Source organism: Lysinibacillus zambalensis (assembly GCF_040183165.1).
Lineage (GTDB): Bacteria > Bacillota > Bacilli > Bacillales_A > Planococcaceae > Lysinibacillus > Lysinibacillus zambalensis.
In genome coordinates this window covers 81,502-108,040 of sequence record NZ_JBEGDG010000010.1, presented here as the reverse complement: position 1 = coordinate 108,040, position 26,539 = coordinate 81,502, and the positions used below count along the sequence as shown (strand labels likewise).

General features: G+C 37.2%; 21 protein-coding genes. 11 read left to right on the top strand and 10 right to left on the bottom strand.

Annotated features, from left to right (window positions below):
- Window positions 1–21: 21 nt before the first annotated feature.
- Together ABNX05_RS14550 and ABNX05_RS14545 are read right to left on the bottom strand one after the other, a co-directional pair.
- A complete protein-coding gene (locus ABNX05_RS14550) occupies window positions 22–1,284 on the bottom strand; it encodes a dicarboxylate/amino acid:cation symporter (protein WP_349660372.1) in 1,263 nt (420 codons plus the stop codon).
- A gap of 317 nt (window positions 1,285–1,601) precedes the next feature.
- Entirely contained in the window at window positions 1,602–2,651 is a 1,050-nt protein-coding gene (locus ABNX05_RS14545) for a TRAP transporter substrate-binding protein (protein ID WP_349660371.1), read from the bottom strand.
- A 112-nt stretch (window positions 2,652–2,763) separates the two neighbouring features.
- On the opposite strand from ABNX05_RS14545, the gene ABNX05_RS14540 reads away from it, so the two are divergent.
- On the top strand, window positions 2,764–4,344 hold the full coding sequence (locus ABNX05_RS14540; RefSeq protein ID WP_432760148.1) for an ATP-binding protein: 1,581 nt from the start codon (window positions 2,764–2,766) through the stop codon (window positions 4,342–4,344).
- Window positions 4,345–4,576: 232 nt separating this feature from the next.
- On the top strand, window positions 4,577–5,278 hold the full coding sequence (locus ABNX05_RS14535) for a response regulator (protein ID WP_349660370.1): 702 nt from the start codon (window positions 4,577–4,579) through the stop codon (window positions 5,276–5,278).
- A gap of 43 nt (window positions 5,279–5,321) precedes the next feature.
- Here the strand turns inward: ABNX05_RS14535 and ABNX05_RS14530 are convergent, their stop codons facing one another.
- From ABNX05_RS14530 to ABNX05_RS14515, 4 genes are all read right to left on the bottom strand, one after another.
- A complete protein-coding gene (locus tag ABNX05_RS14530; RefSeq protein WP_349660369.1) occupies window positions 5,322–6,290 on the bottom strand; it encodes a 4-hydroxy-3-methylbut-2-enyl diphosphate reductase in 969 nt (322 codons plus the stop codon).
- Window positions 6,291–6,363: 73 nt separating this feature from the next.
- Complete coding sequence (vrrA, locus tag ABNX05_RS14525) at window positions 6,364–6,906, bottom strand: VrrA/YqfQ family protein (RefSeq protein ID WP_349660368.1); 543 nt, start codon at window positions 6,904–6,906, stop codon at window positions 6,364–6,366.
- Between the two features lie 754 nt (window positions 6,907–7,660).
- The gene (locus tag ABNX05_RS14520; protein WP_349660367.1) at window positions 7,661–8,365 is read right to left on the bottom strand and encodes a response regulator transcription factor; all 705 of its coding nucleotides are present in this window, start codon (window positions 8,363–8,365) and stop codon (window positions 7,661–7,663) included.
- A gap of 132 nt (window positions 8,366–8,497) precedes the next feature.
- On the bottom strand, window positions 8,498–11,215 hold the full coding sequence (locus tag ABNX05_RS14515; RefSeq protein ID WP_349660366.1) for an ATP-binding protein: 2,718 nt from the start codon (window positions 11,213–11,215) through the stop codon (window positions 8,498–8,500).
- 620 nt (window positions 11,216–11,835) lie between these two features.
- Here ABNX05_RS14515 and kdpA point away from each other — a divergent pair.
- The 3 genes from kdpA (at window position 11,836) to kdpC (ending at window position 16,539) form a co-directional block, all read left to right on the top strand.
- Complete coding sequence (kdpA, locus tag ABNX05_RS14510; protein WP_349660365.1) at window positions 11,836–13,539, top strand: potassium-transporting ATPase subunit KdpA; 1,704 nt, start codon at window positions 11,836–11,838, stop codon at window positions 13,537–13,539.
- A gap of 274 nt (window positions 13,540–13,813) precedes the next feature.
- Window positions 13,814–15,877 (top strand): potassium-transporting ATPase subunit KdpB, encoded by a 2,064-nt coding sequence (gene kdpB / locus ABNX05_RS14505; RefSeq protein ID WP_349660364.1) that lies wholly within the window; start codon window positions 13,814–13,816, stop codon window positions 15,875–15,877.
- An 11-nt stretch (window positions 15,878–15,888) separates the two neighbouring features.
- Window positions 15,889–16,539, top strand: a complete 651-nt coding sequence (kdpC, locus tag ABNX05_RS14500; protein ID WP_349660363.1) for a K(+)-transporting ATPase subunit C — start codon at window positions 15,889–15,891, stop codon at window positions 16,537–16,539.
- A gap of 142 nt (window positions 16,540–16,681) precedes the next feature.
- On the opposite strand, the gene ABNX05_RS14495 is transcribed toward kdpC, so the two are convergent.
- On the bottom strand, window positions 16,682–17,737 hold the full coding sequence (locus ABNX05_RS14495; RefSeq protein ID WP_349660362.1) for a 2,3-butanediol dehydrogenase: 1,056 nt from the start codon (window positions 17,735–17,737) through the stop codon (window positions 16,682–16,684).
- Between the two features lie 835 nt (window positions 17,738–18,572).
- Between ABNX05_RS14495 and ABNX05_RS14490 the strand changes: the two genes are divergently transcribed.
- Together ABNX05_RS14490 and ABNX05_RS14485 are read left to right on the top strand one after the other, a co-directional pair.
- Window positions 18,573–19,874: a DEAD/DEAH box helicase gene (locus ABNX05_RS14490; protein WP_349660361.1), complete on the top strand. Its 1,302-nt coding sequence runs from the start codon at window positions 18,573–18,575 to the stop codon at window positions 19,872–19,874.
- A 12-nt stretch (window positions 19,875–19,886) separates the two neighbouring features.
- Window positions 19,887–20,780, top strand: a complete 894-nt coding sequence (locus ABNX05_RS14485) for a deoxyribonuclease IV (RefSeq protein ID WP_349660360.1) — start codon at window positions 19,887–19,889, stop codon at window positions 20,778–20,780.
- 119 nt (window positions 20,781–20,899) lie between these two features.
- On the opposite strand, the gene ABNX05_RS14480 is transcribed toward ABNX05_RS14485, so the two are convergent.
- Complete coding sequence (locus ABNX05_RS14480; protein WP_079563463.1) at window positions 20,900–21,136, bottom strand: Nif11 family protein; 237 nt, start codon at window positions 21,134–21,136, stop codon at window positions 20,900–20,902.
- A 307-nt stretch (window positions 21,137–21,443) separates the two neighbouring features.
- On the opposite strand from ABNX05_RS14480, the gene ABNX05_RS14475 reads away from it, so the two are divergent.
- The 3 genes from ABNX05_RS14475 to ABNX05_RS14465 are packed head-to-tail and all read left to right on the top strand — an operon-like array spanning window position 21,444 to window position 23,498.
- A complete protein-coding gene (locus ABNX05_RS14475; RefSeq protein ID WP_349660359.1) occupies window positions 21,444–22,190 on the top strand; it encodes a metal ABC transporter ATP-binding protein in 747 nt (248 codons plus the stop codon).
- A gap of 13 nt (window positions 22,191–22,203) precedes the next feature.
- Window positions 22,204–23,067 carry a metal ABC transporter permease gene (locus ABNX05_RS14470; protein WP_349660358.1) on the top strand — a complete coding sequence of 288 codons (864 nt, stop codon included), beginning with the start codon at window positions 22,204–22,206 and terminating at the stop codon, window positions 23,065–23,067.
- Entirely contained in the window at window positions 23,064–23,498 is a 435-nt protein-coding gene (locus ABNX05_RS14465) for a Fur family transcriptional regulator (RefSeq protein WP_349660357.1), read from the top strand. The genes ABNX05_RS14470 and ABNX05_RS14465 overlap by 4 nt, the downstream gene beginning before the upstream one ends.
- Before the next feature lie 208 nt (window positions 23,499–23,706).
- Here the strand turns inward: ABNX05_RS14465 and serC are convergent, their stop codons facing one another.
- Window positions 23,707–24,795, bottom strand: a complete 1,089-nt coding sequence (serC, locus tag ABNX05_RS14460; protein WP_349660356.1) for a 3-phosphoserine/phosphohydroxythreonine transaminase — start codon at window positions 24,793–24,795, stop codon at window positions 23,707–23,709.
- 614 nt (window positions 24,796–25,409) lie between these two features.
- On the opposite strand from serC, the gene ABNX05_RS14455 reads away from it, so the two are divergent.
- On the top strand, window positions 25,410–25,949 hold the full coding sequence (locus ABNX05_RS14455; RefSeq protein WP_349660355.1) for a hydrolase: 540 nt from the start codon (window positions 25,410–25,412) through the stop codon (window positions 25,947–25,949).
- 35 nt (window positions 25,950–25,984) lie between these two features.
- On the opposite strand, the gene ABNX05_RS14450 is transcribed toward ABNX05_RS14455, so the two are convergent.
- On the bottom strand, window positions 25,985–26,494 hold the full coding sequence (locus ABNX05_RS14450; RefSeq protein WP_349660354.1) for a PCYCGC motif-containing (lipo)protein: 510 nt from the start codon (window positions 26,492–26,494) through the stop codon (window positions 25,985–25,987).
- Window positions 26,495–26,539 lie beyond the last annotated feature (45 nt).

The window sequence follows — 26,539 nt, the reverse complement described above, 5'->3', positions numbered from 1 at the left end:
TTCGGACAGCCTTTGTTTTTATTATTGAGTTGTGACTTCTCCTGCAAGGGCACGTTTTTCTTGTTCTGGATCGAATTCTTTTTCCATTTTTGACACGACAACAGTTGCTACACCATTACCAATTAAGTTTGTCACGGCGCGAGCCTCAGACATAAAGCGGTCGACCCCGATTAAAAGTGCAATCCCTTCCACTGGAATCATAGGGAATGCTGCTAATGTTGCTGCGAGCGTAATAAAGCCTGAGCCTGTTACACCAGCTGCCCCTTTAGAAGTTAGCATTAAAATAGCAAGCAATGTAATTTGATGCCAAACATCTAAATCAACTCCATAAGCTTGTGCGATAAAAATAGCCGCCATGGATAAGTAAATGGACGTGCCATCAAGGTTAAAGGAGTACCCTGTTGGAATGACAAGACCAACGACCTGTTTTGAGCAACCATAGTTCTCTAATTTGCGCATCATCGAAGGCAATGCAGATTCTGATGATGATGTCCCAATAACGATAAAAATTTCATCTTTAATATATTTAATAAACTTAAAAATACTAAATCCGAAGTATCGTGAAATAAGACCAATGATCACTACGATAAAGATAAACATTGTAATATACACGGATAACATTAAAAATCCTAAGTTTCCAAGTGATTTAAGACCAAAATTTCCGATTGTGTAGCTCATTGCACCAAATGCACCAATCGGCGAAACCTTCATGACCATATTAACAATTTTAAAGAATATATCTGCTACTCGTTCGAAAAATGTAATAACTGGTTTAGCTGGTTCACCAATAGCAGCAGCAGCTACGCCAAATAAAACAGCTGAGAATAGAACAGGTAATAACTCTCCATTTGCAAGTGCTCCTACAACATTATCAGGTATAATTTGCATAATGAATGCACCAATACCATGTTCTGTAGCGGCTGCCGCCTCTGTATATTGAGAAACGTCTGCACCGTTAGCAGCTGCTGTATTAAATCCTTTACCAGGTTGTACAAGATTGACAACGATTAAGCCGATCGCAAGTGCGAAAGTAGAGACAATTTCAAAATAAATTAATGCCTTCCCGCCAATTTTACCAACTTTTTTTACATCACCCATACTACCAATTCCAATAACAACTGTTAAGAAAATGATAGGAGCTATTAACATCTTAATTAGTTTAATAAAAATATCTGCTAATATTTTCAACTTCGCTCCGAATTCTGGGAACGTAGCACCTACAATAATACCTAGCACAATGGCAATCAGTACTTGTACAGTTAAGTTTTTAAAATTTATACGCATAAAGTTCTCCCCTTACACTACTTATGAATATTATGTGAACGCTTTCATGTGGTTATCATAGCTGAAATTTTCCGACAATAGTTTTTATGACCGTAATGTTTCTATTGTTCATTTTGTTCATTTTTAGCCGCAGGGTCGATAAAGCTAGTCATAGTAAGGGTTTTTGGCTGTTTTATAGTAGATTTGCAATTTTGGAATCTATTATAATACAAAAGAAAAAAATCCCCACGAAAGTGAGGATTTCATCATTAATGAACAAAATTATTAATTTCATATTAACGGGCAGTGAAGAAACCTCACTGTTTAACAGTCTCACTTTAAGGAGATACAATTTTTTCTATTTCCGATAAAACATCGTTATTTTGTACATTGTTTCTATAAAAATCATAGACAGGTGCTAGTTTTTCTTTAAAACGTTGTCGTTCCTCATTGCTCATCGTATAAATCTCAAAATTATCTTGCTGCTCAAGTTTTTGTAAATCTTCTTTGTTCATTTCTACAGCTTGTTCAAATTGCCAGTCTGTTGTTTCTTTCATAGCCTCCATAATCTGTTTTTGGATTTTTGGAGGTAAGGATTTCCAAAATTTATCATTAATTAAAACAGCGTATCCTAAAATGCCATGCTTAGTTAATGTCATATGCTTTTGCACCTTATAGAAACCTTTAGAATAAATGTTTGACGCTGTGTTTTCCTGAGCATCAATAGTATTCGATTCTAAATCAGTAAAAACCTCGCTAAAGGAAATTGGAGTTGGGGTAGCCCCAACAGCCTCGAATTGCTTTTCAAGCGTTTTACTTGGCATTGTACGGACTCGTAGGCCTTTTAAGTCTTCAAATGTATGAATAGGGTGATTGACAGTAGTTAAATGTTTAAAGCCATTATGCCAAAAACCTAGTCCTTTTATATGAAAAGGTTCAAGCTCATTTAACAATTCTTCACCAATCGAACCTGTAAGAACTTCGTGGACCTCATCATCCGTATTAAAAAGGTAAGGTAAATCAAGAACCTGCAAATTTGGTATATAGGATGTCATCTTTGAAAAAGTAGGGATAATCATTTCTACTTCTCCATTTTCTAAAGCCTGAAACTCATTTTCATCATTAAACAAAGAAGAGTTTGGATAGACGTGTACCTTCACCTCACCATTTGTTTTTTCCTGAACAAGTTCGGCGAATTTACTTGCCGCCTGTCCTTTTGGTGTATTCTCAGCTACCACATGACTTAAGTGAATCGTTATTTGTGTATCCAAGCCTTTTTGCTCATCGTCATAGGGAAGAGGCTTGGCGAATAGTAAGCCTTGTTGAACACCAATAGCTATCGTTAATAATAAAACGGTTACTATTGTTCCAATAATAAATTTTTTCATCAATTACACCCAATTTATTCGTATTTTCTGATGTTTTTGTTATTCTAACATATGGAGTAAGCTAAAATATAGTAAGAGGGAGGCGTACATCTTGAAATTTCAAAAATTATCGATGAAGAGAAAAATTATGTCTCTGACTTTTTTTATTTTGATGCTCTCCTTTAGTATAGGTGGTACATTTTTGCTAGGGTATGTCATGAATGAACAAAAGGATAAGCTTGGAAATCAGGCGCTGCTTGTCGCAAAAACAGTATCACAGCTTCCTGAGCTGAAAACGTACATTGCAAATAATAATTTTAACGAGGCTACGGAACACATTAACCCTGTAGTGGAAGAAATACGTGATATAAACGGAGCGCAGTATATTGTTGTCCTTGATATGCAAAGGCGCAAGTATTCACATCCAAAAACAGAAGAAATTGGTCGAGTTTCGCAATCAGGTGATCTAAATGCAGCGTTTTCTGAGCATTATTATACATCTATTGCACATGGTGAACATGGAGATATGATACGAGCATTCGTCCCGATTATGAGTAAAGAAGGAAAACAAATTGGTGTAGTAGTAGTAGGCTATAGTGTTTTAACAATTGCGGAGTTACTACAATCGATTCAAACAGAATTAATCATTACAATCTTATTGTCTCTTTTCTTTAGTGCATGGGGTGCTCATACGTTAGGCCTTCATATGAAAAAGCAAATGTTTGGGTTAGAGCCTCATGAAATTGCTAAAATGTATGTAGAACGAACAGAAACCTTTAACGCAATGCATGAAGGGATTATTGCTATAGATAATGAATTGACAATCACAATATTTAATGAAAAAGCATGTGAAATATTAGGTGTACATAAACAACCATCAACATTAATAGGGAAGAAAATTTTTGATATATTACCGGATACACGACTACCGGAAATTTTGGAGCTAGATCAACCTATTTTCAATCGTGAGCTCTATATTAATGATCACAGTATTATGAGTAATCGTATTCCTATACAAGTTAATGGAAAAACGGTTGGCGCTGTGGCCATGTTTAAGGATCGTACAGAAGTGAAAAAGCTTGCAGAGGAATTAACGGGTGTTAAGGCATTCGTACAAGCATTACGCGTACAAACACATGAGCATAAAAATAAATTGCACACAATTGCTGGTCTTTTGCAGCTTGGACATCAGGAACAAGCACTAACTTACTTAACGCAAGTAAAAGAAGAACACGATGAAATTACAAACTTTTTAAATGAACGGATTAAAAATGAAAATATTTCAGGGCTTCTCCTTAGTAAAATTTCCTATGCGAAAGAGCAGGGAATTCTACTGGAAATTGATAGAGAAAGCCGTTTGACAACATTTCCTAACAATTTAGACCATCATGATTTTGTTATTTTATTTGGTAACTTAATTGAAAATGCTTTTGATGCATTAAAGGATGTACAAATTGAAGAAAAAATGATCCATGTTTCTGTTGATGAGGATGAGGATGTGCTTGCAATCCTAGTAACAGATAATGGTAAAGGTATGACAAATGAAGTAAAATCACATATTTTTGATAACGGTTATTCAACAAAAGAGAAAAAAGGTCGAGGCATTGGACTTTATTTAATAAAAGAAATTGTACAAAAAGGAAAGGGAGAAATAGAAGTCATAAGTGAGCCGAATAAGGGAACAAGCTTTTTAATAACTTTTTACCATACTTAATAGGCGTATTACCAAAGGCTGAGAGTGACAATTGTTTTTTGATTAGAGTAAAGCCTGGGTAACTACTAATGGTTCATTTGACGTTCTAGGAAGTGGAAAGTTAAGGGATTTAAGTATTTATAATTGAAGTAGAAGTGAAAAATTTATGGGAACAGTGTGACTCTCTTTAGAAGCATACTTTAGTGAAAATTTACACATATAGAGATAGAACAGAGTGTATGGAGGGCTAACAGTGACACAAACAAAGGTTTTATTAATAGAGGACGATCCAATGGTGCGAGAAGTTAATCGCCAATTTATTGAGAAGATAGCTGGTTTTGAAGTAATTGGACAAGCCTCAAATGGAGTAGAGGGGATTGCTCAAATTCGAAAACTTAAACCAGAATTAGTATTTATGGATATTTTCATGCCAGAGCAGGATGGAGTGACAAGCTTACGAAAAATTCGTGAACTTGAATTACCAGTAGATGTAATTACGGTAACCGCTGCTAATGATATGGAAACTGTCAAACAGGTCCTGCATCTTGGCGTCTTTGATTATATTATGAAACCTTTTTCATTTGAACGAGTGCAAGGCACGCTTGAAAATTATTTGCGCTTCAAAAAGCAAATACAAACAGAGCGTGAGTTAACACAGGGGGAGCTCGATCAATTATTCCATTATCGTGATGGGCATAATGAGGTGCAGCAAACAAATGTCGTACGCTCGGAAAAAAGTTTACCTAAAGGTTTTAATCGTGCAACACTAGAGAAAGTTGTACACTATTTGCAATCTGTAGAAGGAGCATCGGCCGAAGAAGTTGCCAGTGGTGTAGGTATTGCACGCGTAACAGCAAGACGATACTTAGATTATTTAGAAAAGCAAAAGGAAATTACGATGGATGTACATTATGGTGGCATTGGTCGTCCGGTCAACTATTATTTTAGTAAATAATGAAAAACCCTGATTGTCGAAACAGACAATCAGGATTTTTCAGTTAGTACGGCATAATTTTATCAACAGGCTTTGGCGTTTTAATTTTAGGTAAAATTTTATCTAATGTAACTGTACGCTTAATGTCATGTGTTGATTCATCATTTTCATCGAATTGCTCAAGGAATGAAATAACCTCTTTTACTATTGGTGTTGGTGTTGACGCCCCTGCAGTGACAGCGACGGAATTAATGCCTTTTAACCATTCAATTTTTAGCTCAGAAACGTCTGAAATTCGATAAGATGGTGTACCTGCTATTTCAACAGATACTTGTGTTAAACGATTTGAGTTATTGGATTTTGGGTCACCAACAACAACAAGTAATTCTGCTTCCCCGGCTTGCTGAGCAACTGCCTCCTGACGTACCTGGGTTGCCAAACAAATCTCCTTATGCACCTCAATATGTGGGAATTTCTCTTTTAAACTATCCATTAAATGAGCGACATCCCATTGACTCATCGTCGTTTGATTCGTTACTAGTAATTTATCATTCGTTAAATTTAATGCATCAATATCAGTGGAGGATTGCACTAAATGCACGTGATCAGGTGCAACACCAATAGCTCCTTCTGGCTCAGGATGGCCTTTTTTACCGATATAAATAATATCATAGCCATTTGATGATTTTTCACGAATTAAATCGTGTGTAACTGTTACGTCAGGACATGTAGCATCAATGGATACTAAGCCTTTTCGCTTCGCAATTTCACGAATTTCAGGTGAAACACCGTGCGCTGTGAAAATAACAGTGCCAGTTTCAACTTGTTCAATAATATCTAAACGATTCTCGCCATCTAGTGTGATGATGCCATCTGCTTCAAAGGCATCCGTGACATGTTTATTATGCACAATCATACCTAAAATGTAGATAGGTCTTGGTAATGTTTTATCTAATGCGGCGTTTCGAGCGATGACCATCGCATCAACAACACCGTAGCAATAGCCACGTGGATTAATTTTTAATACTTGCATGGTTGTGACTCCTTTCAAGCTTACCTATCTACATTATAACGGACAGGAACGGCGAATACAAAGAAACCTTCATTTACATAGGTGGCTGGAAAATACGAGGCTTAGACGGAAGTGGATTAGCTGGCGTATATGATGTATTTTCTCGAGAAGCTGTTCGACTTTTGCTAGAACCTCCTCCTCCGCTAGCTGCTGCTTCAGCTGCTACTGCTCCAGCCCCTGCGGCAGCTCCTGCAGAAGGAAGACCTTGAAATCCTTTATACAATTTTAAAAGTGACGGAATATTTTTCACCATTGGCATTGCTTGCTGAATGTAAGGCGTATATGTTTTCGCTGAGTTAAATAAGCTATTCGCCTGTTGTAGAAATGAACCAATTTTTGACGGTTCCTGCATAGATGGCATTGGCATTTGTCCTCCAAATGATCCTATTCCACTAGACATTGGAAAGCCACCCGGCATTCGTGCTTGATTTGGGAAGCCTCCGGGCGGGAAAAAGGACTGTGGTGACATCTGTGGAGGCATTTGCATTGGCATTTGCATCGGCATTTGCATGGGCATTCTTGGCATCCCCATGCCACCAGGATACATTGGGAACTGATAAGGTGGTCTAAATACCATAACGATCTCCTTTCAATAGTGATTTATCATTGATGACATACCTGATTATAAATATGATATGCAGAAGGGTAAGTTAGCGTTCGACACACAAAAAAATAACTAGGGCGATTGTAAATCTGCGACCATCAAGAAATTAATGCTGTTGCAAGGCATTAAGTGAAGAAGGGGGATCAGAAGGAAGAAATGAATAAATTTAAGAGGTTCATCACTGTTTTAAGGCTCACAAAAAAGCGAGATAGTTCCAATGGAATTTTTACATTTGGAATTACCTCGCTATATTCTCTACAAATTCATTTATGTGAAATATCTCTCTGTTTAGAAGGAGGGACATAAGCATTAGAGGGCTGTTATAAAAATAGAAACCACGTTTTTTAGTAATAGCCTTTATTTACATCTATTTGCTTCTTTATAGTATCGCGCATCCTAGCTAACTGTTCAAAGTATTTCTTGTCTTTCAAATAGCATTAACAACTTCATGTCCCATTAAAAAATGAATGATACATCCTCTTCTTTGTATGTCAAGAATATGCAATAATGCTTCAATTTTTGCGATAGCTTCATCAATTAGGTCATCATAGGTTAATATAAAATGTTGTTGAGTACGGTCTAGGCTTGAATAGCAGCATAAATACCTTGATACCTTTACTGAAGTAAGTAATAATCATTTTCAAAAAAATCGTTTTTATCAAGTCTATCAATAATAAATACCCTGTTTAAAGCAATGGCGATTAGCAAAGTTAAGAAAGGTCAAATCCTATTCTTCTTCATGACAACGAAGCATTCTGTACCCAACGCGGACATGTGTCTGGATTAGCTTTGGGTTAGTTGGATTATCCTCTATTTTCTTTCTAAGAGTAGCCATGAAAACTCTTAAACTTGGAACATCCGATTGAAGTACGTTGTGCCAAATTTCCTTTAAAATAAAATTATGCGTTAATACTTTGCCGACATGCTTTGCTAAAACAACCAAGAGCTTATACTCAATAGGCGTCAAATGTACTTCTTTCCCATTTACAAACACAGTATTTGCCGCGTAGTTTATTTGTAAATTCCCATTTACAAAAACAGAGGGTTCGTTTTCTAGCTGATGCTCGAACGACATTCTTCTCAAAGCTACTCGAATTCGGGCTAAAAGCTCTTCAACACTGAAGGGCTTTGTAACATAATCGTCTGCTCCAGCATCTAAAGCATTGATTTTATCGTGCTCTTCGCCACGTGCACTAACTACAATAATAGGTGTTTGAGTCCAGCTTCTAATCTTTGTTATAAGCTCTACACCGTCTATGTCTGGTAGTCCTAAATCCAATATTAATACATCTGGATTCATGGCAAGAGCCTTTTGTAGAGCGCTATTACCATCTCGTGCAATGTCGAATTCATACTGCTGAGTAGCTAATGTCATTTTAATTAAATTTCCAATAGCTACATCGTCTTCTACTACTAGAATTCGTTTATTCATCGAATTTCATTACTCCTTTTTCAGCTCATCCCCATAACGCGGATGGGAGTTATTTCTGTTGCGATTGTGCGCTTACAAAGGGGGTTAATCAGAATCCCGCCTATGACGCTGATCCAAAAAAAGTCTCCCAATTTAATAAATGTTATCCTTAACTTTTGGTAAAGAGCTTTTTCTCAGTGAAAAATTAAAAATTGTTCCGTTTGGTTTATTATCTGAAGCTGTTATTTCACTTCCATGTAATTTTAAAATTGTTTGACATAGAGCCAAGCCTAAACCCAGACCTCTTCGACTATCACTACGTTGTATTTTTCCAGTAGTAAATGGCTCAAAAAGGCTGCTTTTTATAGCATCATCAATGCCAGGTCCATCATCAGAAATGCTAAAGTCTACGAAATGTTCAGATTCTTTTACCCGTATAGTAATAACACTACCTGATGGTGTATAGGTCAATGCATTATCAATAATATTAATGAGAACTTGAATAATAAGTCGCGCATCCATTAAAGCAAATACAAATTCAGGTTCAATATGATAGGTTATTTCATGGGTACTATTTAGACGAACAACATGTGTTAGTGCCTCTTGAATAATTTCTTCTACAAGTTCCATTTGTAACTCTAAAGCAAATTGTCCATCTTCTAACTTAGACACAGCAAGTAAGTTTTCAACCATTTGTACAAGCCATTTCGAATTTTTATAAATATCCTCGTATATTTTGCTTTTTTCATCCTCTCGAATTTGGGATGCATTTGATAGTAATATATCTGCATTACCAGAAATCGCAGTTAGCGGTGTTCTTAAATCATGAGAAACTGCACGCAAAAGGTTTGCTCGTATTTGTTCCATTTCAGCTTCTCTAGCTACTTCTTCATTGAGTTTTTGTAAATACCATTTATCAAGGGCGAATGAAAAATCATTGATAATGGCATGCAAAATATTTCGCTCAAATGCAGGTAATGGTGATTGTTTTGACAGTGCAATACCAATAACGCCCTTAACACTCCTGTTTGAAATAACCGGTAAGTAGTAGGCATTCACTTCAGGAAATATATCAGTGGACACACCTGCTACATGCTTATTATTGATAACCCAGCTTACTACACCATGTTCATTCGGATTCTCAAAGAAAGAAGCTATTTTATTATTTTCAATACTAGATATGCTTTCAGTACGGAAAAAAATTGAGTTCACAATTAAATTATTTTCTATTTCAAAAAATTGAACGGGTCTTTCTACTAACTTAACGATTTGTGACATGCCTTCAGTAATGATTTCTTCTATAGATTTAGCATGTTGAAGCCTGCGATTCGTATCAAGGAGCACTTCCATTCGATAAGATTTACGAACAGCTACAATAGTTTGCTCCTTTATTTTTTTTGTTAAGCTACTTGTAATCACTCCTGAAAGGAACATGATAACAAAGGTCATCGGATAGTCACGATGATAGGCGTTAAATGAAAAACGTGGTTCTGTAAAAAAGTAATTAAAAAGCAGTACGGCTATGATGGAGCTAACAATGCTCATCATCCATCCTGATGACCAAATGGCAAGAATTAAAATACCTAAAATGTAGATAGTGATGATGTTCGAGTCGCTTACACCAATTTTGTAAAAATATAGCCCAACAACTGATACTATGCCAAATACTATAGCCATTTTTAATAAGTCAAACCATTCAAATGACAACTTATTTTTTACAGTAGGGAAATAGAATTGTTCGTTTTCCTGATCAGGCACTATGTGAATTGCTAAATTCGGTACAAATTCGTTGAGTCGATCACTAATTTTTGTACTTGGTCGCCACCATTTTTTTCTCATACTAGTTCTACCGATGACTAATTTGGTGACACCACTAATTTGTGCATAGTTGGCAAGGGCAGCAGCTACATCATCTTCCTGAACGATTACGACATGGCCGCCAAGCTGTTCAACAAGCTTCAGATGCTGCTGAAGTCGTTCTGAATTTGCGTTATTTTTATCATGCTCCTGTACGTTTTGTACGTAAAGAGCGGTGAATTTTCCATGTAATGCCTGTGCAAGTCGAGCGGCAGTTCGAATAACCTTGGCATTAGTAGGAGAGCTACTAATACCAACAAGTAAATGCTCTTCGATTTGTATAGGATTTTTCATAGATTCACTGCTGTTTACCTGTTTATAGTTAATCGTATCTGCAGCTCTTCGTAGTGCAATTTCTCGAAGTGATACTAGATTCTGTTTACGAAAAAAAGATTGCAATGCTTTTTCAGCTTGTTGTTTTACATAAATTTTGCCTTCTTGTAGGCGTTGAATTAACTCATCTGGTTCAATATCGACAATTTTTATTTGTGCAGCTTGATCAATTAAATAATCTGGAATACGCTCCCGCACTTTTATTCCGGTTATTTCCTCTACAATATCGTGTAGACTTTCAATATGTTGGATATTTACTGTTGTATATACATGAATGCCCTTTGCAAGTAATTCCTCTACATCTCCAAAACGTTTTTTGTGACGCATCGTTGGAACATTGGTATGTGCCAATTCATCAATAAGGACAATTTCCGGTTTACGCTTCAGTACTTCATCAATATCTAATTCCTGGAAAGGTTTACCTTTATAAATTATTTTTTTCGTAGGGATTTGCTCTAGTCCCTCAAGTAAAGCTAAAGTATCTGGACGAGGATGTGGTTCTACATAGCCAACTACCACATCTTTACCAAGTTTTTGTGCTTGATGTGCTGCATCTAGCATTGCATAAGTTTTACCTACTCCAGCAGCATAACCAAGAAAGATTTTTAATTTCCCTACAAATTGTTCTTCCTGTTGAAGCCTCGCTAAAAACGTCTCTGGAGTTGGACGTGTATTTTCCATCCTCTTTCACCTCAATTGTATTATAGCGCTATCTTCCATTAAGAAAGTATTAAGATTTTCTCTCTTTATAGTTTCTTAATAGAAAAAACGATTTCCTAACACTACATTAATTTGAAAGTCAGTATGATGAGAGCATCCAAAAGAGAGAAGGGGTGTTTCGAATTGATGGACTTTTATATGATTGGCGTACTCATCTTAAGCTTTGTATGTCTTTATGCGTTAACCGCATGGTGCTTTAAGCTAGTAGAAGAGAAGTAAGGGGGAATAAAAATGTGGATTATTATCTTCATTCAGTAGAAGACACTCACCTCTGAAGGTGGTGAGATGAATGTAGATGTGGTTCATTTTCAGTGGATGTCCAAACACCTTCTGAAATAGAGGAACTCAGTCTAAGAACGCCACGTCCTGTGGCGACGATTGAGTGACCAACATCGTGTTGGCCCCCGGCGGATGTCACGGATTTTGAAAGGAATGAATTGTGCTAGCACAATTCAAAATCCGGACACAATTACGCCAAGGCGAAATTGATAGGGATTGTACTTGTGTTCCTTTTCGGTTATTTAGGGCATGCATTACTTTATCCTGAAAACTATTAATAGGCTTGTAGGAGGTATTGCGATATGTGGCAAATCGCCATCGTATTAATTATTTATTTACCGATCGTCATTTTAACTGGGCACTATTTATTTCGGGTGACGATGCAACAAAAAACATGGCTTGATCCAATAATGGATAGATTTGATGGCGTTATTTATAAATTAAGTGGCATTAAGCAAGTAGATATGACTGGAAAACAGTATGTACTTTCGTTAATTTTGTCGAACGCTTTTATGGTGTTTATTGGATATGTTCTATTACGCATTCAAGCTATGCTGTTTTTAAACCCAAATGATATTGACAATATGGAAGCAACACTTTCGTTTAATACTATTATATCCTTTATGACGAATACGAATCTTCAACATTATAGTGGCGAATCAGGACTTAGTTATTTATCTCAAATGTTAATCATTATCTTTATGATGTTTACATCTGCAGCTACTGGGTATGCCGCTTGTATGGCGTTCTGCCGTCGCCTTGTTGCTAAAACTGATACTATAGGGAATTTCTTTGTAGATTTTGTTCGTGTTATTACACGTGTGTTAATGCCTTTATCTATTGTTGTTGCCATTATTTTAGTATCTCAAGGTTCTCCGCAAACCTTAAGTGCGAATCAAACTGTTCAAACAATAGAAGGTAAAGTTCAAGATATTGCACTTGGGCCTGTAGCTTCTCTTGAATCCATTAAGCATATAGGCACTAATGGTGGTGGTTTTAATGGAGCGAATTCAACGACGCCTTTTGAAAACCCAACAGTCATTTCTAATATTGTGGAAATGCTATCTATGATGTTATTACCTGGTGCTTGTATAGTTGCATTTAGTTTAATGGTCGCACATAGAAAAGAGAAAACGATATTTGGCAAACAAGGGCTATCCATTTTTGCGGCGATGAGTGTGCTGTTCCTAGTCGGATTGGTGACTGTGTATGTGGCTGAGAGAGCGGGTAATCCAATCATTAGTGAGCTCGGAATTTCGCAGGAACTTGGAAGTATGGAAGGAAAAGAGATGCGCTTTGGGGTAGCGCAATCAGCGTTGTTTACAACAGTGACTACAGCTTTTACAACGGGATCTGTTAACAATATGCATGATACACTAACACCGCTTGGTGGTCTTATCCCGATGTTTAATATGATGCTTAATGTTGTGTTTGGAGGCAAAGGAGTCGGCCTGATGAACATGATGATGTATGTGCTACTGACAATTTTTATCGCCTGTTTAATGATTGGTCGAACACCTCAGTTTTTAGGCAAGAAAATTGAAGAAAAGGAAATGAAGTTAATTGCTCTTTGCATCTTGATCCATCCTGCTATTATCCTACTATTTTCAGCACTTGCAGTTACAACAACAGCAGGGGTAGCGGGCATAACGAATCCAGGTGCACATGGGTTATCGCAAGTTTTATATGAATTTGCATCGGCCTCTGCGAACAACGGCTCAGGTTTTGAAGGATTAGCAGACAACTCAACATTTTGGAATGTGACGACAGGGCTTGCAATGTTCTTTGGACGTTATTTGACGATTATTATTCAACTAGCTATAGCGTCTTTACTTGCTAAAAAAATGTTTCATAGTGATTCGGTGGGAACGTTGAAAACGGATAATACAACTTTTACATTTTTACTTGTTGCTATCGTTTTAATGATTGGTGCTCTAACGTTTTTACCAGCATTAGCTCTTGGGCCAATTACAGAGCACTTACAACTTTATCTTCATTCAGTTTAAGACTCTTACTTTTAATGTGGTGAGATGAATGCGGATTTCAAGGATTTTGAAAGGTATAAATTGTGCGTGCACAATTCAAAATCCGGACGCATTGTTTATCTGTACGAAAGTGAAGCGACAGCAACAAATGTATTCTGTGCGAAAGTGAAGCGACAGCAACAAATGTATTCTGTGCGAAAGCGAAGCGACAGCAACAAATGTTTTCTGTGCGAAAGCGAAGCGACAGCAACAATTACGCCAAGGCGAAATTGATTTTTAATAAGGAGAGACACTTATGGAAACAGCAAGAAAAAGTTTTATTACGGGCACTGTGTTTAAAAGCTCTATGATTGACGCTTTAAAGAAGTTTAGCCCAGCATATATGGTGAAAAATCCTGTTATGTTTGTAGTAGAAATAGGGTTTATGTTCGTACTGTTATTAACACTTTTTCCGAATATATTTAGTAACGAGGTAGGAGAACATGACCGATTGTATAATGCGATCGTCGCTGTCATTCTTTTTGTTACCATTCTATTTGCTAATTTTGCTGAGTCGATTGCAGAAGGACGGGGGAAGGCACAGGTTCAAACTTTAAAAAAGACGAAAACAGTGACACAGGCTCGTGTTTTGCTTAGTGATGGTTCAGAAATCCTTAAACAGGCACATGAGTTAAAAAAGGGCGATATCGTTTTAGTTCAGGCAGGAGAGGTTATTCCAAATGACGGGGAAGTCATAGATGGGATTGCAACAGTAGATGAATCGGCAATAACGGGTGAATCTGCTCCTGTTGTAAAGGAGCGAGGTGGTGATTTTTCATCAGTGACAGGTGGCACTACGGTTACGAGTGATTGGCTGATGATCGAAATTACCTCTATGCCAGGGGAATCGTTTTTAGATAAAATGATTACGCTTATCGAGGGAGCCAGTCGTAAAAAAACGCCAAATGAGGTAGCGCTCAATACACTTTTAGTAAGCTTAACAATTATTTTCTTATTAGTTGTTGTGACACTCTATCCAATGACAACTTATTTAAATGTTCCGATTTCTATATCAACATTAATAGCCCTGACAGTTTGTTTAATTCCTACAACAATTGGAGGATTATTGTCGGCGATCGGTATTGCAGGAATGGATAGAGTTACACAGTTTAACGTTATCGCGATGTCTGGAAGAGCCGTAGAGGCGTGTGGAGACGTGGATACTTTAATATTAGATAAAACTGGAACGATTACTTATGGCAATCGCATGGCAGCTGAATTTCTCCCAGTAAAAGGGGTGGAAAGTAAAGAGTTGATTCAAACTGCATGGCTTAGTTCTTTAACAGATGATACACCTGAAGGAAAATCAATTTTGTCACTTGCTTGTGAATTAGGAGTGAATACTGACGACGAAGAAAGCATTATCAAGTCAAGCGAACATATTCCATTTACCGCACAGACACGTATGAGCGGATTGGATATGAAGGATGGTACAAAAATTCGAAAAGGAGCCTATGATACGATAAAAAAAGAAAGCATGAATGCAGGTTATAACATTCCTACAAATATGGAACAGCTGATTCAGCAAGTATCTTCTGTTGGTGGAACACCGCTTGTAGTAGCGTTAAACGATAAAATTTTAGGTGTTATTTACCTAAAGGATATCGTAAAAGCTGGACTCAAGGACCGCTTTGATCAGCTTCGAGCAATGGGTATTAAAACGATTATGTGTACAGGAGATAATCCGCTAACTGCAGCAGCTATCGCAAAGGAAGCTGGAGTAGATAGCTTTATTGCAGAAAGTAAGCCAGAAGATAAAATTCAAGTTATTAAAGATGAGCAGGCACAAGGTAAAGTTGTAGCTATGACTGGTGACGGTACGAACGATGCGCCAGCACTGGCACAGGCGAATGTAGGGCTTGCCATGAATTCCGGAACGAATGCAGCGAAGGAAGCTGCTAATATGGTCGACTTAGATTCAAATCCAACTAAAATTATTGAAGTTGTAGAAATTGGGAAGCAATTGCTGATGACTCGGGGTGCCTTAACAACATTTAGTATTGCAAACGATATCGCAAAATATTTTGCCATTATTCCAGCTATGTTAATGGTTGCTGTGCCTGAGATGAGTGCATTAAACATTATGAATCTCAATTCACCTACAAGTGCGATTATTTCTGCTTTAATTTTTAATGCGGTCATTATTCCATTGTTAATACCAATTGCAATGAAAGGCGTCAAATATAAGCCGATGAGTGCTGCAAAATTATTAAATAAAAATTTACTCGTTTATGGTGTAGGTGGTATTATTGCTCCCTTTATTGGTATTAAGTTGATTGATTTATTAGTTGGACCACTATTCCATACGTTTGGGTTATAGGAGGAAGTTACATGCGAAAGTTTTTTGAAAACTCAAAGCAAGCAATACTCATCACACTAACAATGTTCGTTTTATGTGGTTTTATATACCCATTTGCAGTGACTGCATTAGCCCAAGGGTTGTTTCATCACAAAGCAAATGGCAGTTTAATAGAGACGGATGGTGAAGCTGTTGGCTCAGAATTAATCGGTCAAGCTTTTACGGCACCAGAATATTTCTGGGGGCGTGTCTCATCTGCTAACTATAACGTTTATATGAAAGAGGATACGATACCAGACGAAGAGGGTCGGGTGAATTATAGTGGTGTTAGCTCTGGAACGTTTAACTATGCACCATCTAATCCAGAATTGGAAAAACGGATAGAAGCAGATATCGAGAAGTTTTTACTAGCAAACCCATCCGTAAAACGACAAGATATACCTGCTGATTTAATGACCGCTTCAGGTTCAGGATTGGATCCACATATCAGTGTGAAGGCTGCAGAAATACAAGTCGAGCGTATTGCCCAAGCAAGTGGGCTTTCGGAGGGTGAGATTGAAAAAATTATAGAAACTAATACAGAAGAACGTGCATTAGGGATATTTGGAGAGAATAAGGTGAACTACCTTATGGCCAATCTGGATATTATGAAAAAAATAGAGGGAAAAGAGGCTCGTAAATAAAAGTTGGGATGACTTATGTTAAAACGTATGCCACGAAAAGTTGATCTTCGTTACGAATGGGCGACTTCTATATAGGAGGAAACCATTTTAACAAATCAAAAACAGGTAGAGAAACTATTTTCTCTACCTGTCTCTCTATATATTATGCTTGTGAATTTACAAGGATTTTAATATGGTTTCGCTCTTTCATTAGTACTTCAAAGCCTTCTGTTACGACTTCCTCAAGAGCAATTCGTTTTGTCACAAGTTTTTCAGCAGGGAAGTAGCCTTGTTTCATTAATTCCATAACTGCTGGGAAAATATCGCGATAAGCAATGATACCCTTAACAGAACGCTCTGTTAGTACGATATTATTCGGTAGAATAGAAGCGTCTGTTTCCCAAATAGAGACGATAATTGTTTCACCTTCAAATGTTGTTGAATCAATTGCTTGCTGCAATACAACAGGAACACCTGTAACTTCAAATGCAACATCTACGCCACCATTTGTTAAATCATGTAGACGAGCTACTGCATCTTCATCTTTAGGATTAATAACGGCTGTAGCGCCAAGCTCTAATGCTTTAGTAGCACGCTCTGCTGAAAGTTCTACCGCATAAATTTCCGCTGCTCCAGCTGCTCGCAATGCTTCGATAACAAGAAGACCGATTGGCCCAGTACCAAAGACAGCTGCTGTATCGCCAGCTTTTAGTTTACTTTTGCGAACTGCATGTAATGCTACTGCCGCTGGTTCAACTAGTGCACCTTGTTCATAGGAAAGACCCTCAGGCATTTTATGTACCATTTTTTCATCTACCATTGTATATTCAGAGAAACCTCCGCCACCGCCAGAAAGACCGTGGAATCCTAAATGCTTACAAATATTATATTTCCCTTTTTTACAAGCGGCACATTCGCCACACGCAAGAATAGGTTCTACAACGACAGGATCTCCAACTTGTACCTTTGTAACACCATCGCCAATTTCTACTACTTCACCAGAAAACTCATGGCCCATAACAATTGGCGCAATATCTTTACTTACATAGTGAGGTTGTTCCACTGGAATGAATATTGGGCCAGCTGCGTATTCATGTAAATCACTACCACAAATCCCTGTCCAATGAACTTTAATTTTTACTTTTCCAGGTGCGATTACTGGTTCTTCAATGTTTTCTACACGGATGTCTTTTGCTTTATACCATCTTGCTGCTTTCATGATAAGTCAACCTCCTCTAGTATCTTACATCCTTATCGTAACATATGGTAATTCTGTAAGGCATTAGTTAACAATGAATTGACATAAATAATACTTATTTTCATAGCTTCTCCAACAGCATTATGGTGCTTTCAGCTTGTCGACAAAATATTAAATATAAAACAAAGTGTCAGATGTGTTGATTAACCATTTTTATACATTTAAATTAATTCGAGAAGGCTGATTTCTGTTACGGGCAATTCGCTTTGTAGCTGCCGCTGTGCTTTCGCTACAGAAAACGCTCGCTCCGTGCAAGGTCTCGTCTGTCTCGCTTTCCCACGGGAGTCGAGTAGCAATCCGCTACAATCAGTTGAAAATGAGGGAATATTAGCAAATAGCAATAAAAAAAATCCTTTTATCGCTTAGTGATAAAAGATTTTTTCCAAAAGTCAGCACAAGTGCCTAAAAAATTTTGATTTAACTTCAAGTGGTGAATTCTGCAGCATTCACCACTCTCCATGAAAAATCAATGATTCCTCACATAAATATAATCAGATAGAATCAAAATAGTAATAAAATTATGTTTAACTACTAAATAAAATAGACTAAATTATGATAGAAGCTCACCATAGAGGAAACGAGACAGTTTTGAAACTCCTCACAAAATGGGCTTCTGTCTACTGGGCTGAGCGGATTTTTTATTGCATATTTACTGCATTTCGAGTAACTTTGATAAGGGCTTTGCTACAGCCATGATAAAAATATAAAATTCTGTTCATGCTTGAGATAAAAGGACGTTAATATACCTGGAGTTCGAATCATGATACAATGTGAAAGATGTTAGGAGGAACGAATTATGTCAAAATATACTGATTATAATTTTCAGCCATTTTTGCAGGACGCAATTGCAAAACTTGGCTTTACAGAACCAACGCCGATTCAAAAGGAAATCATTCCGCTATTATTAAAAGGAAAAAGTGCAATCGGACAAGCGCATACAGGAACAGGAAAAACACATAGTTTTTTAATTCCAATAGTGCAACGAATTAATGCTGACAAGCAGGAAGTACAAGCTATTATTACGTCACCTACACGTGAGCTTGCACAACAAATTTTTGATGCGTTAAATCAATTAATAGAAGGAACAACGATTCAAGCGAAATTATTTATTGGAGGTACGGACAAACAACGCTCCATTGATAAGTTAAAAACGCAACCACAAATTGTTGTCGGAACGCCAGGACGTATTCGTGATCTCGTTTCAGCGCAAGCGTTATTTGTGCATACGGCGCCAATTTTAGTTGTTGATGAGGCAGATTTAGCCTTCGATATGGGCTTTATAGAGGAAATCGATGGTTTTGCTTCCCAAATGCCAGAAAACCTTGAAATGTTTGTATTCTCAGCAACAATTCCAGAAAAGCTTCAGCCTTTCTTAAAAAAATATATGGAAGCACCTGTTCATATCCATATGAATGATAAACGCCCGGTCGCAGAAGGAATTGACTTTGTGCTTGTACCAGTGCGTTCTAAATCACGTAACAAACGTTTGTTGGAAGTGATTGAAGGAATCAATCCATTTTTAGCTGTCATTTTCACTAACACACGTAAAACTGCAGAGCAAGTTGCAGGCTACTTAAATGAAAACGGGATTCGCTGTGGTCAAATACATGGTGATTTAAGTCCGCGTGATCGTAAGAAGATGATGAAGCAAATTCGAGATTTAGATTATCAATATATCGTTGCAACAGATCTTGCAGCGCGTGGTATCGATATTCAAGGAATTTCACATGTCATTAACTACGAAATTCCAGAGGACTTAGAATTCTTTGTTCACCGTGTGGGACGTACAGCCCGTGCAGGTAATAAAGGAACGGCTATCACATTGTTTGAGCCATCAGATGAGGATGCAGTAGTACGTGTTGAGAAAATGGGCATTCCATTTGTTCAAAAAGACGTGAAAAATGGCGAATGGTCTGAATTAAAAGAGCGTCATGCACGTAAAAATCGTGTGAAGCATGAAAATGAAATCGATGCGAAAGCTAAATCATTAGTACGTAAGCCGAAAAAAGTAAAACCAGGCTATAAACGTAATATGAAATGGGAAATGGAAAAAATTAAAAAGCGTGAACGTCGCTTAAAAGCTCGCGGTAAAAAATAAGGAGGCTTTCAAATGCTACTTGGATCACATGTTTCAATGAGTGGAAAAGAAATGCTACTCGGGTCAAGTAAAGAGGCTCTATCGTATGGGGCAAATACCTTTATGATTTATACAGGAGCACCTCAAAACACTCGTCGTAAGTCAATTGCTGACCTTAATATTATGAACGGTTTACTACACATGAAAGAGCATGGCATGACAAATATTGTTGTTCATGCTCCATACATTATTAATATTGCGAACACTGAAAAACCTGAAACTTTCCGCCTAGGTGTAGACTTTTTACAAACTGAAATCGAACGAACAGCGGCTTTGGAAGCAACACAAATTGTGTTGCATCCGGGTGCCCATGTTGGAGCGGGAGCAGACGCAGGGATTGCCAAAATTATTGAAGGTTTGAATGAAGTACTGTCACAGGATTACCCGGTACAAATCGCATTAGAAACAATGGCGGGAAAAGGAACTGAATGTGGTCGTTCTTTCGAAGAGCTTGCGAAAATTATAGATGGTGTAACACATAATGAACGTCTTTCAGTATGCTTTGATACGTGCCATACGCATGACGCTGGTTATAATATTGTAGAAGATTTTGATGGCGTCTTAAATGAGTTTGATAAATTAATAGGTGTTGACCGTATCAAAGTCTTGCATATCAATGATTCTAAAAATGTTCGTGGTGCAGGAAAAGACCGTCACGAAAATATTGGCTTCGGTCATATTGGCTTTGATGCATTAAAGTATGTTGTCCATCATCCGCAATTAATGGAGATTCCTAAAATCCTAGAAACACCATTTGTCGCATTAAATAGTGATGCCAAATCAAAATCGGCTCCTTATAAACATGAAATTGAAATGCTTCGTAATGGAGAGTTTAAACCAGAGTTAATCGACGCTCTAAGAGGATAGAATAAATAAGCCCGAAATCAGCTGCATGAGTACTGATTTCGGGCTATTTTATTTTATTTAGTAAAAGTAATTGTAGCTAAAGTACAACGTCAGCTATAAGTATGCGAAGGTGAAATTGATTATTTCGTAAACAATGCAATTAGTTGTCTAGAACGCTTTCTACCTAAAACAGCTTCAACCTCTACAAGAATATCTTTTGGAATACCTAAAAAGAGCCATGAAAATGAGAATTGCTCCAAATAAGGCCGGAGTTTTTTTACTTCAGAAGTAGTAATTTCAAAACCTTCAGAACGTGCAATCGCAACAATTTCCTTATCACTACTTTGTGTTAATTGCTGTAAAAATTGAATACTCAAAGCTAATCCTCCTTTTAAAGTTGTTTACTTTTTTAAAACAAAATCATTCTTGTGAACGTCGTGACAGCTATGAAATCCTTCACAATAAAATCTTATTTTCTGGCCATCACCAAAAGTTGTGGATACCATTTGTTAAAACGTATGCCATGTATTTAAGTTGATTGGAGTGGAGATTGATGCGCCCAATAGGAACGGAAATCAACCACACGTTATGAAAATCTTATTTTCTTTACAAAAACTGTACTTTCATTTATACTTACAACTTGTTAAATCGTAATGATTTTGAATTAGAAAGAAGAGAACATACATGAAAGCATCATTAATTGATATTGAAAACGTGTCATTTCAATATGACTATACACAAGTATTAAAAAATATCTCTTTCCGTGTGGAAGAGGGAGATTTTTTAGCACTTCTAGGTCCAAACGGTTCTGGGAAATCTACATTATTAAAAATTATTTTAGGGTTACTAAAACCAATGTCTGGAGAAATTAAACTATTTGGTGAACCAAGTACGACTTTTAAGCATCGTGAATGGATTGGGTATGTGTCACAAAAATCGAATGCCTTCAATTCAGGGTTTCCAGCAACCGTACAAGAAGTTGTGAAAAGTGGATTATCCAAAAAATTAGGCTTATTTAAAAGACCTGGACGAAATGCAAAGGAAAACGTCTTAGAAGCATTAAAAGCTGTTGGAATGGAAGCATTTATGAATCGTAATATTGGAGAGTTATCTGGTGGGCAACAGCAACGTGTCTTTATTGCAAGGGCATTAGTTAGTGAACCGAAGCTATTAGTATTAGATGAACCAACTGTCGGCATTGATCACGAGAATGTGCAGTCCTTTTATGATATGCTGGCGAAATTGAATCGGGAACAGGGAATTACAATGATTCTTGTTACACACGATGTGGATACAGTGTCCAACCGTATCAGTCATGTAGCATGTTTAAATCAAACTATTCACTTCCACGGTTACAAAAATGAATTTGATACAATTTCTCACGATGCGCTTGATGCTTGGTACGGTCATTCTGTGAGAAAGATTCACTAGAAGGAGAAGGCTAATGATTGAAGCAATATTTAACTATGAATTTTTACAAAATGCCTTTTTCTCTGGGCTAGTTATTGGCATATTGGCACCGCTGCTAGGTGTTTTTATTGTCGTTCGAAGGCTCTCACTTATTGCTGATGCCTTATCACATGTGACACTGGCAGGTATAGCGGGAAGCTTATATATCAGTCAATCTGTTACAGCCTTGGCAATGCTAAATCCAATTTACTTAGGTATACTGGCTTCTGTCAGCGGTTCCATTTTAATTGAGCGTCTAAGACGTGTATATAAGCACTATGAAGAGCTTGCTATTCCGATCATTATGTCAGGTGGGATTGGTATTAGTGCAATCTTTATCTCGCTTGCAAGCGGCTTTAGCACCGATTTAATGAGCTATTTATTTGGTTCGGTGTCAGCTGTATCACGTCAGGATTTATGGGTAGTAGTAGGGATTGCAGTTGTTGTCATTATCTTTTTGTTTATCTTTTTCAAGGAACTCTTTGTTTTATCTTTTGACGAGGAATATGCAAAAGCTAGCGGTCTACCTGCACGCTGGATTCATCTTTTATTTATGATTGTTACAGCGCTTGTTATTGCTGCAAGTATGCGCATCGTCGGCATTTTACTTGTATCATCACTTATGACGTTACCAGTGGCTGCTGCAATGCGACTTGCAAAGGGCTTTAAGCAAACAATCATCTATGCAATTGTCTTTGGCGAAGCGGCTGTGTTAGTCGGTTTAGTTAGTGCTTTCTATTTAGATTTAGCACCTGGTGGTACAATTGTCGTTACTTCTATCTTAATTTTGTTACTTGTTATTCTAGTGAAGAAAATAGTATATAAAATGGCTACAAAACGGGAGGAGGTAGCGCAGTGAACGTTTCTAAAGCGTGGGGAATTTTAAAAGAAAACGGCTATAAAAAAACAGATAAGCGGGAGTTAATATTAGATATGTTTGCAGCAACAGATAAATATTTAACTGCTCGAGATTTATTAGGTGTTTTGAAAAAAGATTTTCCAGGTATGAGTTTCGATACGATTTATCGCAACCTTTCAACGTTTGTGAAGCTAGGAATACTGGATGAAACTGAGTTATCAGGGGAGCGGAATTTCCGTATGCATTGTGAATCTGAACATCATCACCATCATTTTATTTGTATGGATTGTGGCAATGTGAAGGAACTAAATCTCTGCCCTATGGAAATGCTTGGAGAAAAGCTGCCAGACTATGAAATTGAAAACCATAAATTTGAGATTTACGGTAAATGTCCCGAGTGTAAACCTGAAGCTTTGCAAAATTTGAGATGATAATACTTAAAGAAAGGGGTAATTCCAAGTGAGGTTTCACTAGGAATTACCCCTTTTATCATAACTATGTTGTTCTACTAGGAGCTTTAATGCCTCTTGACTATTATTGCTCTTATCCTATGAAAAGATATATCATGGAAATTTGACTTCGATCGCAAATAATAAAAAAGACGAATGATTTTAAATAAATCATTCGTCGATTTTTTTATTATTGATGTTTTTGTTGGAATTCTACCATAAAGTCACGTAATGCTTCGCAAGCCTCTAACGGTACAGCATTATAAGTAGAAGCACGGCAGCCTCCTACAGAACGGTGTCCATTAAGTCCAACAAAGCCTGCTGCTTTTGCTTCAGCAAGGAATTGCTTCTCTAGCTCCTCGTCAGTAACACGGAAAGTGATATTCATTAAAGAACGGCTTTCTGGTGTTGCATGGCCTTTATAGAATCCGTTGCTATTGTCAATGGCATCATAAATGACTTTTGCCTTTAACTCATTGTGCTTCTCAATTTCTACAACGCCGCCTTTTGATTCTACCCATTTTAATACTTCACCTAACATATAGATACCGAAAGTTGGTGGCGTATTGTATAAAGAGTTGCTGTCAGCATGCGTTGAATATTTTAACATTGTAGGAATGTTTTTATTCGCTTTCTCTAACAAATCTTTGCGAATAATAACTACTGTTACCCCAGATGGACCAAGATTTTTTTGTGCCCCTGCATAAATAAGACCAAATTTACTTACATCAACTGGTTTAGAAAGAATATCACTAGACATATCCGCGATTAAAGGTACATTTCCTGTTTCAGGGAATTCCTTCCATTGTGTACCGTAAATCGTATTGTTTGAAGTAATATGCAAATATGCATCCTCTTCATTGTATTGAATATCCGCTAAAGCAGGGATATTACGGTATTTATTTTCTTTTGTACTCGCAGCTTCTACAGGCGTACCAAATAATTTAGCCTCTTTGATTGCTTTTTCAGACCATGACCCTGATAATACGTAGCTTGCTTTTTGATCTGCTTGAAGGAAGTTCATTGGAATCATCGTAAATTGAAGACTAGCTCCACCTTGTAGGAAAAGGACTTCATAGTTTTCTGGGATAGCATAAAGCTTTTTCAATAAAGCAATTGCTTCATTATGTACTTCATCGAAAATGGCACTACGGTGGCTCATTTCCATAATAGACATGCCTGAGTCACGGAAGTTTACTAATTGTTGTTGGGCTTTTTCTAATACTTCTAGTGGTAGGGCAGATGGTCCTGCGTTAAAATTGTATGCACGTTGTGTCAAAGTGGTACACTCCTTGTTTGGTTTTATAAGGTTAAACCTTATTCATAGGTTATTTAGTTCCTACTAATTGGTTGATGAATCTATCATGCTTTTACAGTCAGTTCAATATCATCTAGCAAACTTTTGCATTTAAGAACTTAGAAATATATACCGACCGTTAAAGCGGATAAAAGCACTTTACTGGATTATAACTCAATTTTCAAGAGAAAAAATAAAATTCTCACTATTCGAGCAGAATAATGACAGGCTCGCAACAAAATGTACAAAATTGAGTTAAATTTATAATCGATATTGAAGATTAAACACGAACAAATAGACATATAGATATGTCAATATGAGTTAATACTTCGTGATTTAATACATTGCTTCATCGGTGAAATTATAAAATGTTCGTGTTTGTTTATGTGAGGAATAATTCCTCCCCAAATATGTACTCACTTGCATATTCCTCCTCAGAAGGACACATTGCGTGGGTGAGGTCTGAGCCCAGAGATGGTGTAGATTAAATATCGTGAAGGGTGGTCTACTGAAAGGACGATATTTTTCTAACCTTTCACAAAACCCAGTAACTTTCGGTATAATGAACTGTGAATATGGATTTAAGGGGTGTTTTGATGTTTACAATAGAAGAGGCGTGTTTAGTTGTCGTTGATGTACAAGGGAAGTTAGCGACAATTGTTGATGAAAGTGAATCGGTGATTGAAAATGTGACCAAGCTGGTACAAGCTATGGAAGCATTGGAGATACCGATTTTATGGCTTGAACAAAATCCTAGTCGTTTAGGTGGGACAGCGTTAGAAATTGCTCAGCATATTAAAGAGCAACAACCTATCGCTAAATTGGCTTTTAGTGCATGCCAGGAACACGAGTTTATAGATGCATTGAAGGCAAGTGGTCGTTCTCAATTTATCGTGACAGGTATCGAAACACATATTTGCGTCTATCAAACAGCTCGACAGCTAAAAGAGCAAGGGTTTGAGGTTGAAGTGGTTGCTGATGCAGTGTCGTCTCGGACAAAGGCCAATAAAGAGGTAGGACTTGAGAAGATGAAGGCTCTTGGAATTTTACCAACAAGCGTGGAAATGATTTTATACGAGTTATTGCAGCGTGCAGATCATCCACATTTTAAAACAGTGTTACAACTTGTTAAATAACAAAAAAACTCATCATAACGATGAGTTTTTTGTTATTAAGCAGGCATATCAGTCGGAGTTGGTTTTGCGTAGCCTTCTTTATAGTTATTATCAATTGTTTGACGAATTTCTTTGAGGTCCATACCATCTTTATGCATCTTTGCAGCTTGTACAGCAATTTCTAGGCAAACGAGACAACGGGTACCATGATCATCCCAGACAATTGTTCCATCCTCTCGTTTTTCTTCAATAAAGCAGTTTAAATTGCTTTTATGTCCAGCTGATTCGCCACAGCCACAATAGCAGGGCATCCACTCTAAAATTTCTGTAGATTGTCCAGCGATTTGATACACTAAGCGAATATCTTCTGATTTATTGTTTAAAAATGATGGTAAAACATCCGCTGATGAAGTTTCCTCCTGAATATCTCCAGTAGCATGTGCATGTTCTTCGTGTGAAGCTTCTTTTTGTGCTTCATTCTGATTTTTTTCAACAGCTTGTTTATCTTCACCACAAGCACTTAACACTAATAACGACAAAGCAAAAATAGATAGAAGTTTTTTCAACAAAAGCGCCTCCTATATGTTTACAATACGCCCATTATAACATTG

Bases quoted from the DNA above. Each gene is read 5' to 3' on its own strand.
- ABNX05_RS14550 (WP_349660372.1), bottom strand. From the start codon at position 1,284: ATGCGTATAAATTTTAAAAACTTAACTGTACAAGTACTGATTGCCATT.
- ABNX05_RS14545 (WP_349660371.1), bottom strand. From the start codon at position 2,651: ATGAAAAAATTTATTATTGGAACAATAGTAACCGTTTTATTATTAACG.
- ABNX05_RS14540 (WP_432760148.1), top strand. From the start codon at position 2,764: ATGAAGAGAAAAATTATGTCTCTGACTTTTTTTATTTTGATGCTCTCC.
- ABNX05_RS14530 (WP_349660369.1), bottom strand. From the start codon at position 6,290: ATGCAAGTATTAAAAATTAATCCACGTGGCTATTGCTACGGTGTTGTT.
- vrrA (WP_349660368.1), bottom strand. From the start codon at position 6,906: ATGGTATTTAGACCACCTTATCAGTTCCCAATGTATCCTGGTGGCATG.
- ABNX05_RS14520 (WP_349660367.1), bottom strand. From the start codon at position 8,365: ATGAATAAACGAATTCTAGTAGTAGAAGACGATGTAGCTATTGGAAAT.
- ABNX05_RS14515 (WP_349660366.1), bottom strand. From the start codon at position 11,215: ATGGAAAATACACGTCCAACTCCAGAGACGTTTTTAGCGAGGCTTCAA.
- kdpA (WP_349660365.1), top strand. From the start codon at position 11,836: ATGTGGCAAATCGCCATCGTATTAATTATTTATTTACCGATCGTCATT.
- kdpB (WP_349660364.1), top strand. From the start codon at position 13,814: ATGGAAACAGCAAGAAAAAGTTTTATTACGGGCACTGTGTTTAAAAGC.
- kdpC (WP_349660363.1), top strand. From the start codon at position 15,889: ATGCGAAAGTTTTTTGAAAACTCAAAGCAAGCAATACTCATCACACTA.
- ABNX05_RS14495 (WP_349660362.1), bottom strand. From the start codon at position 17,737: ATGAAAGCAGCAAGATGGTATAAAGCAAAAGACATCCGTGTAGAAAAC.
- ABNX05_RS14490 (WP_349660361.1), top strand. From the start codon at position 18,573: ATGTCAAAATATACTGATTATAATTTTCAGCCATTTTTGCAGGACGCA.
- ABNX05_RS14485 (WP_349660360.1), top strand. From the start codon at position 19,887: ATGCTACTTGGATCACATGTTTCAATGAGTGGAAAAGAAATGCTACTC.
- ABNX05_RS14475 (WP_349660359.1), top strand. From the start codon at position 21,444: ATGAAAGCATCATTAATTGATATTGAAAACGTGTCATTTCAATATGAC.
- ABNX05_RS14470 (WP_349660358.1), top strand. From the start codon at position 22,204: ATGATTGAAGCAATATTTAACTATGAATTTTTACAAAATGCCTTTTTC.
- ABNX05_RS14455 (WP_349660355.1), top strand. From the start codon at position 25,410: ATGTTTACAATAGAAGAGGCGTGTTTAGTTGTCGTTGATGTACAAGGG.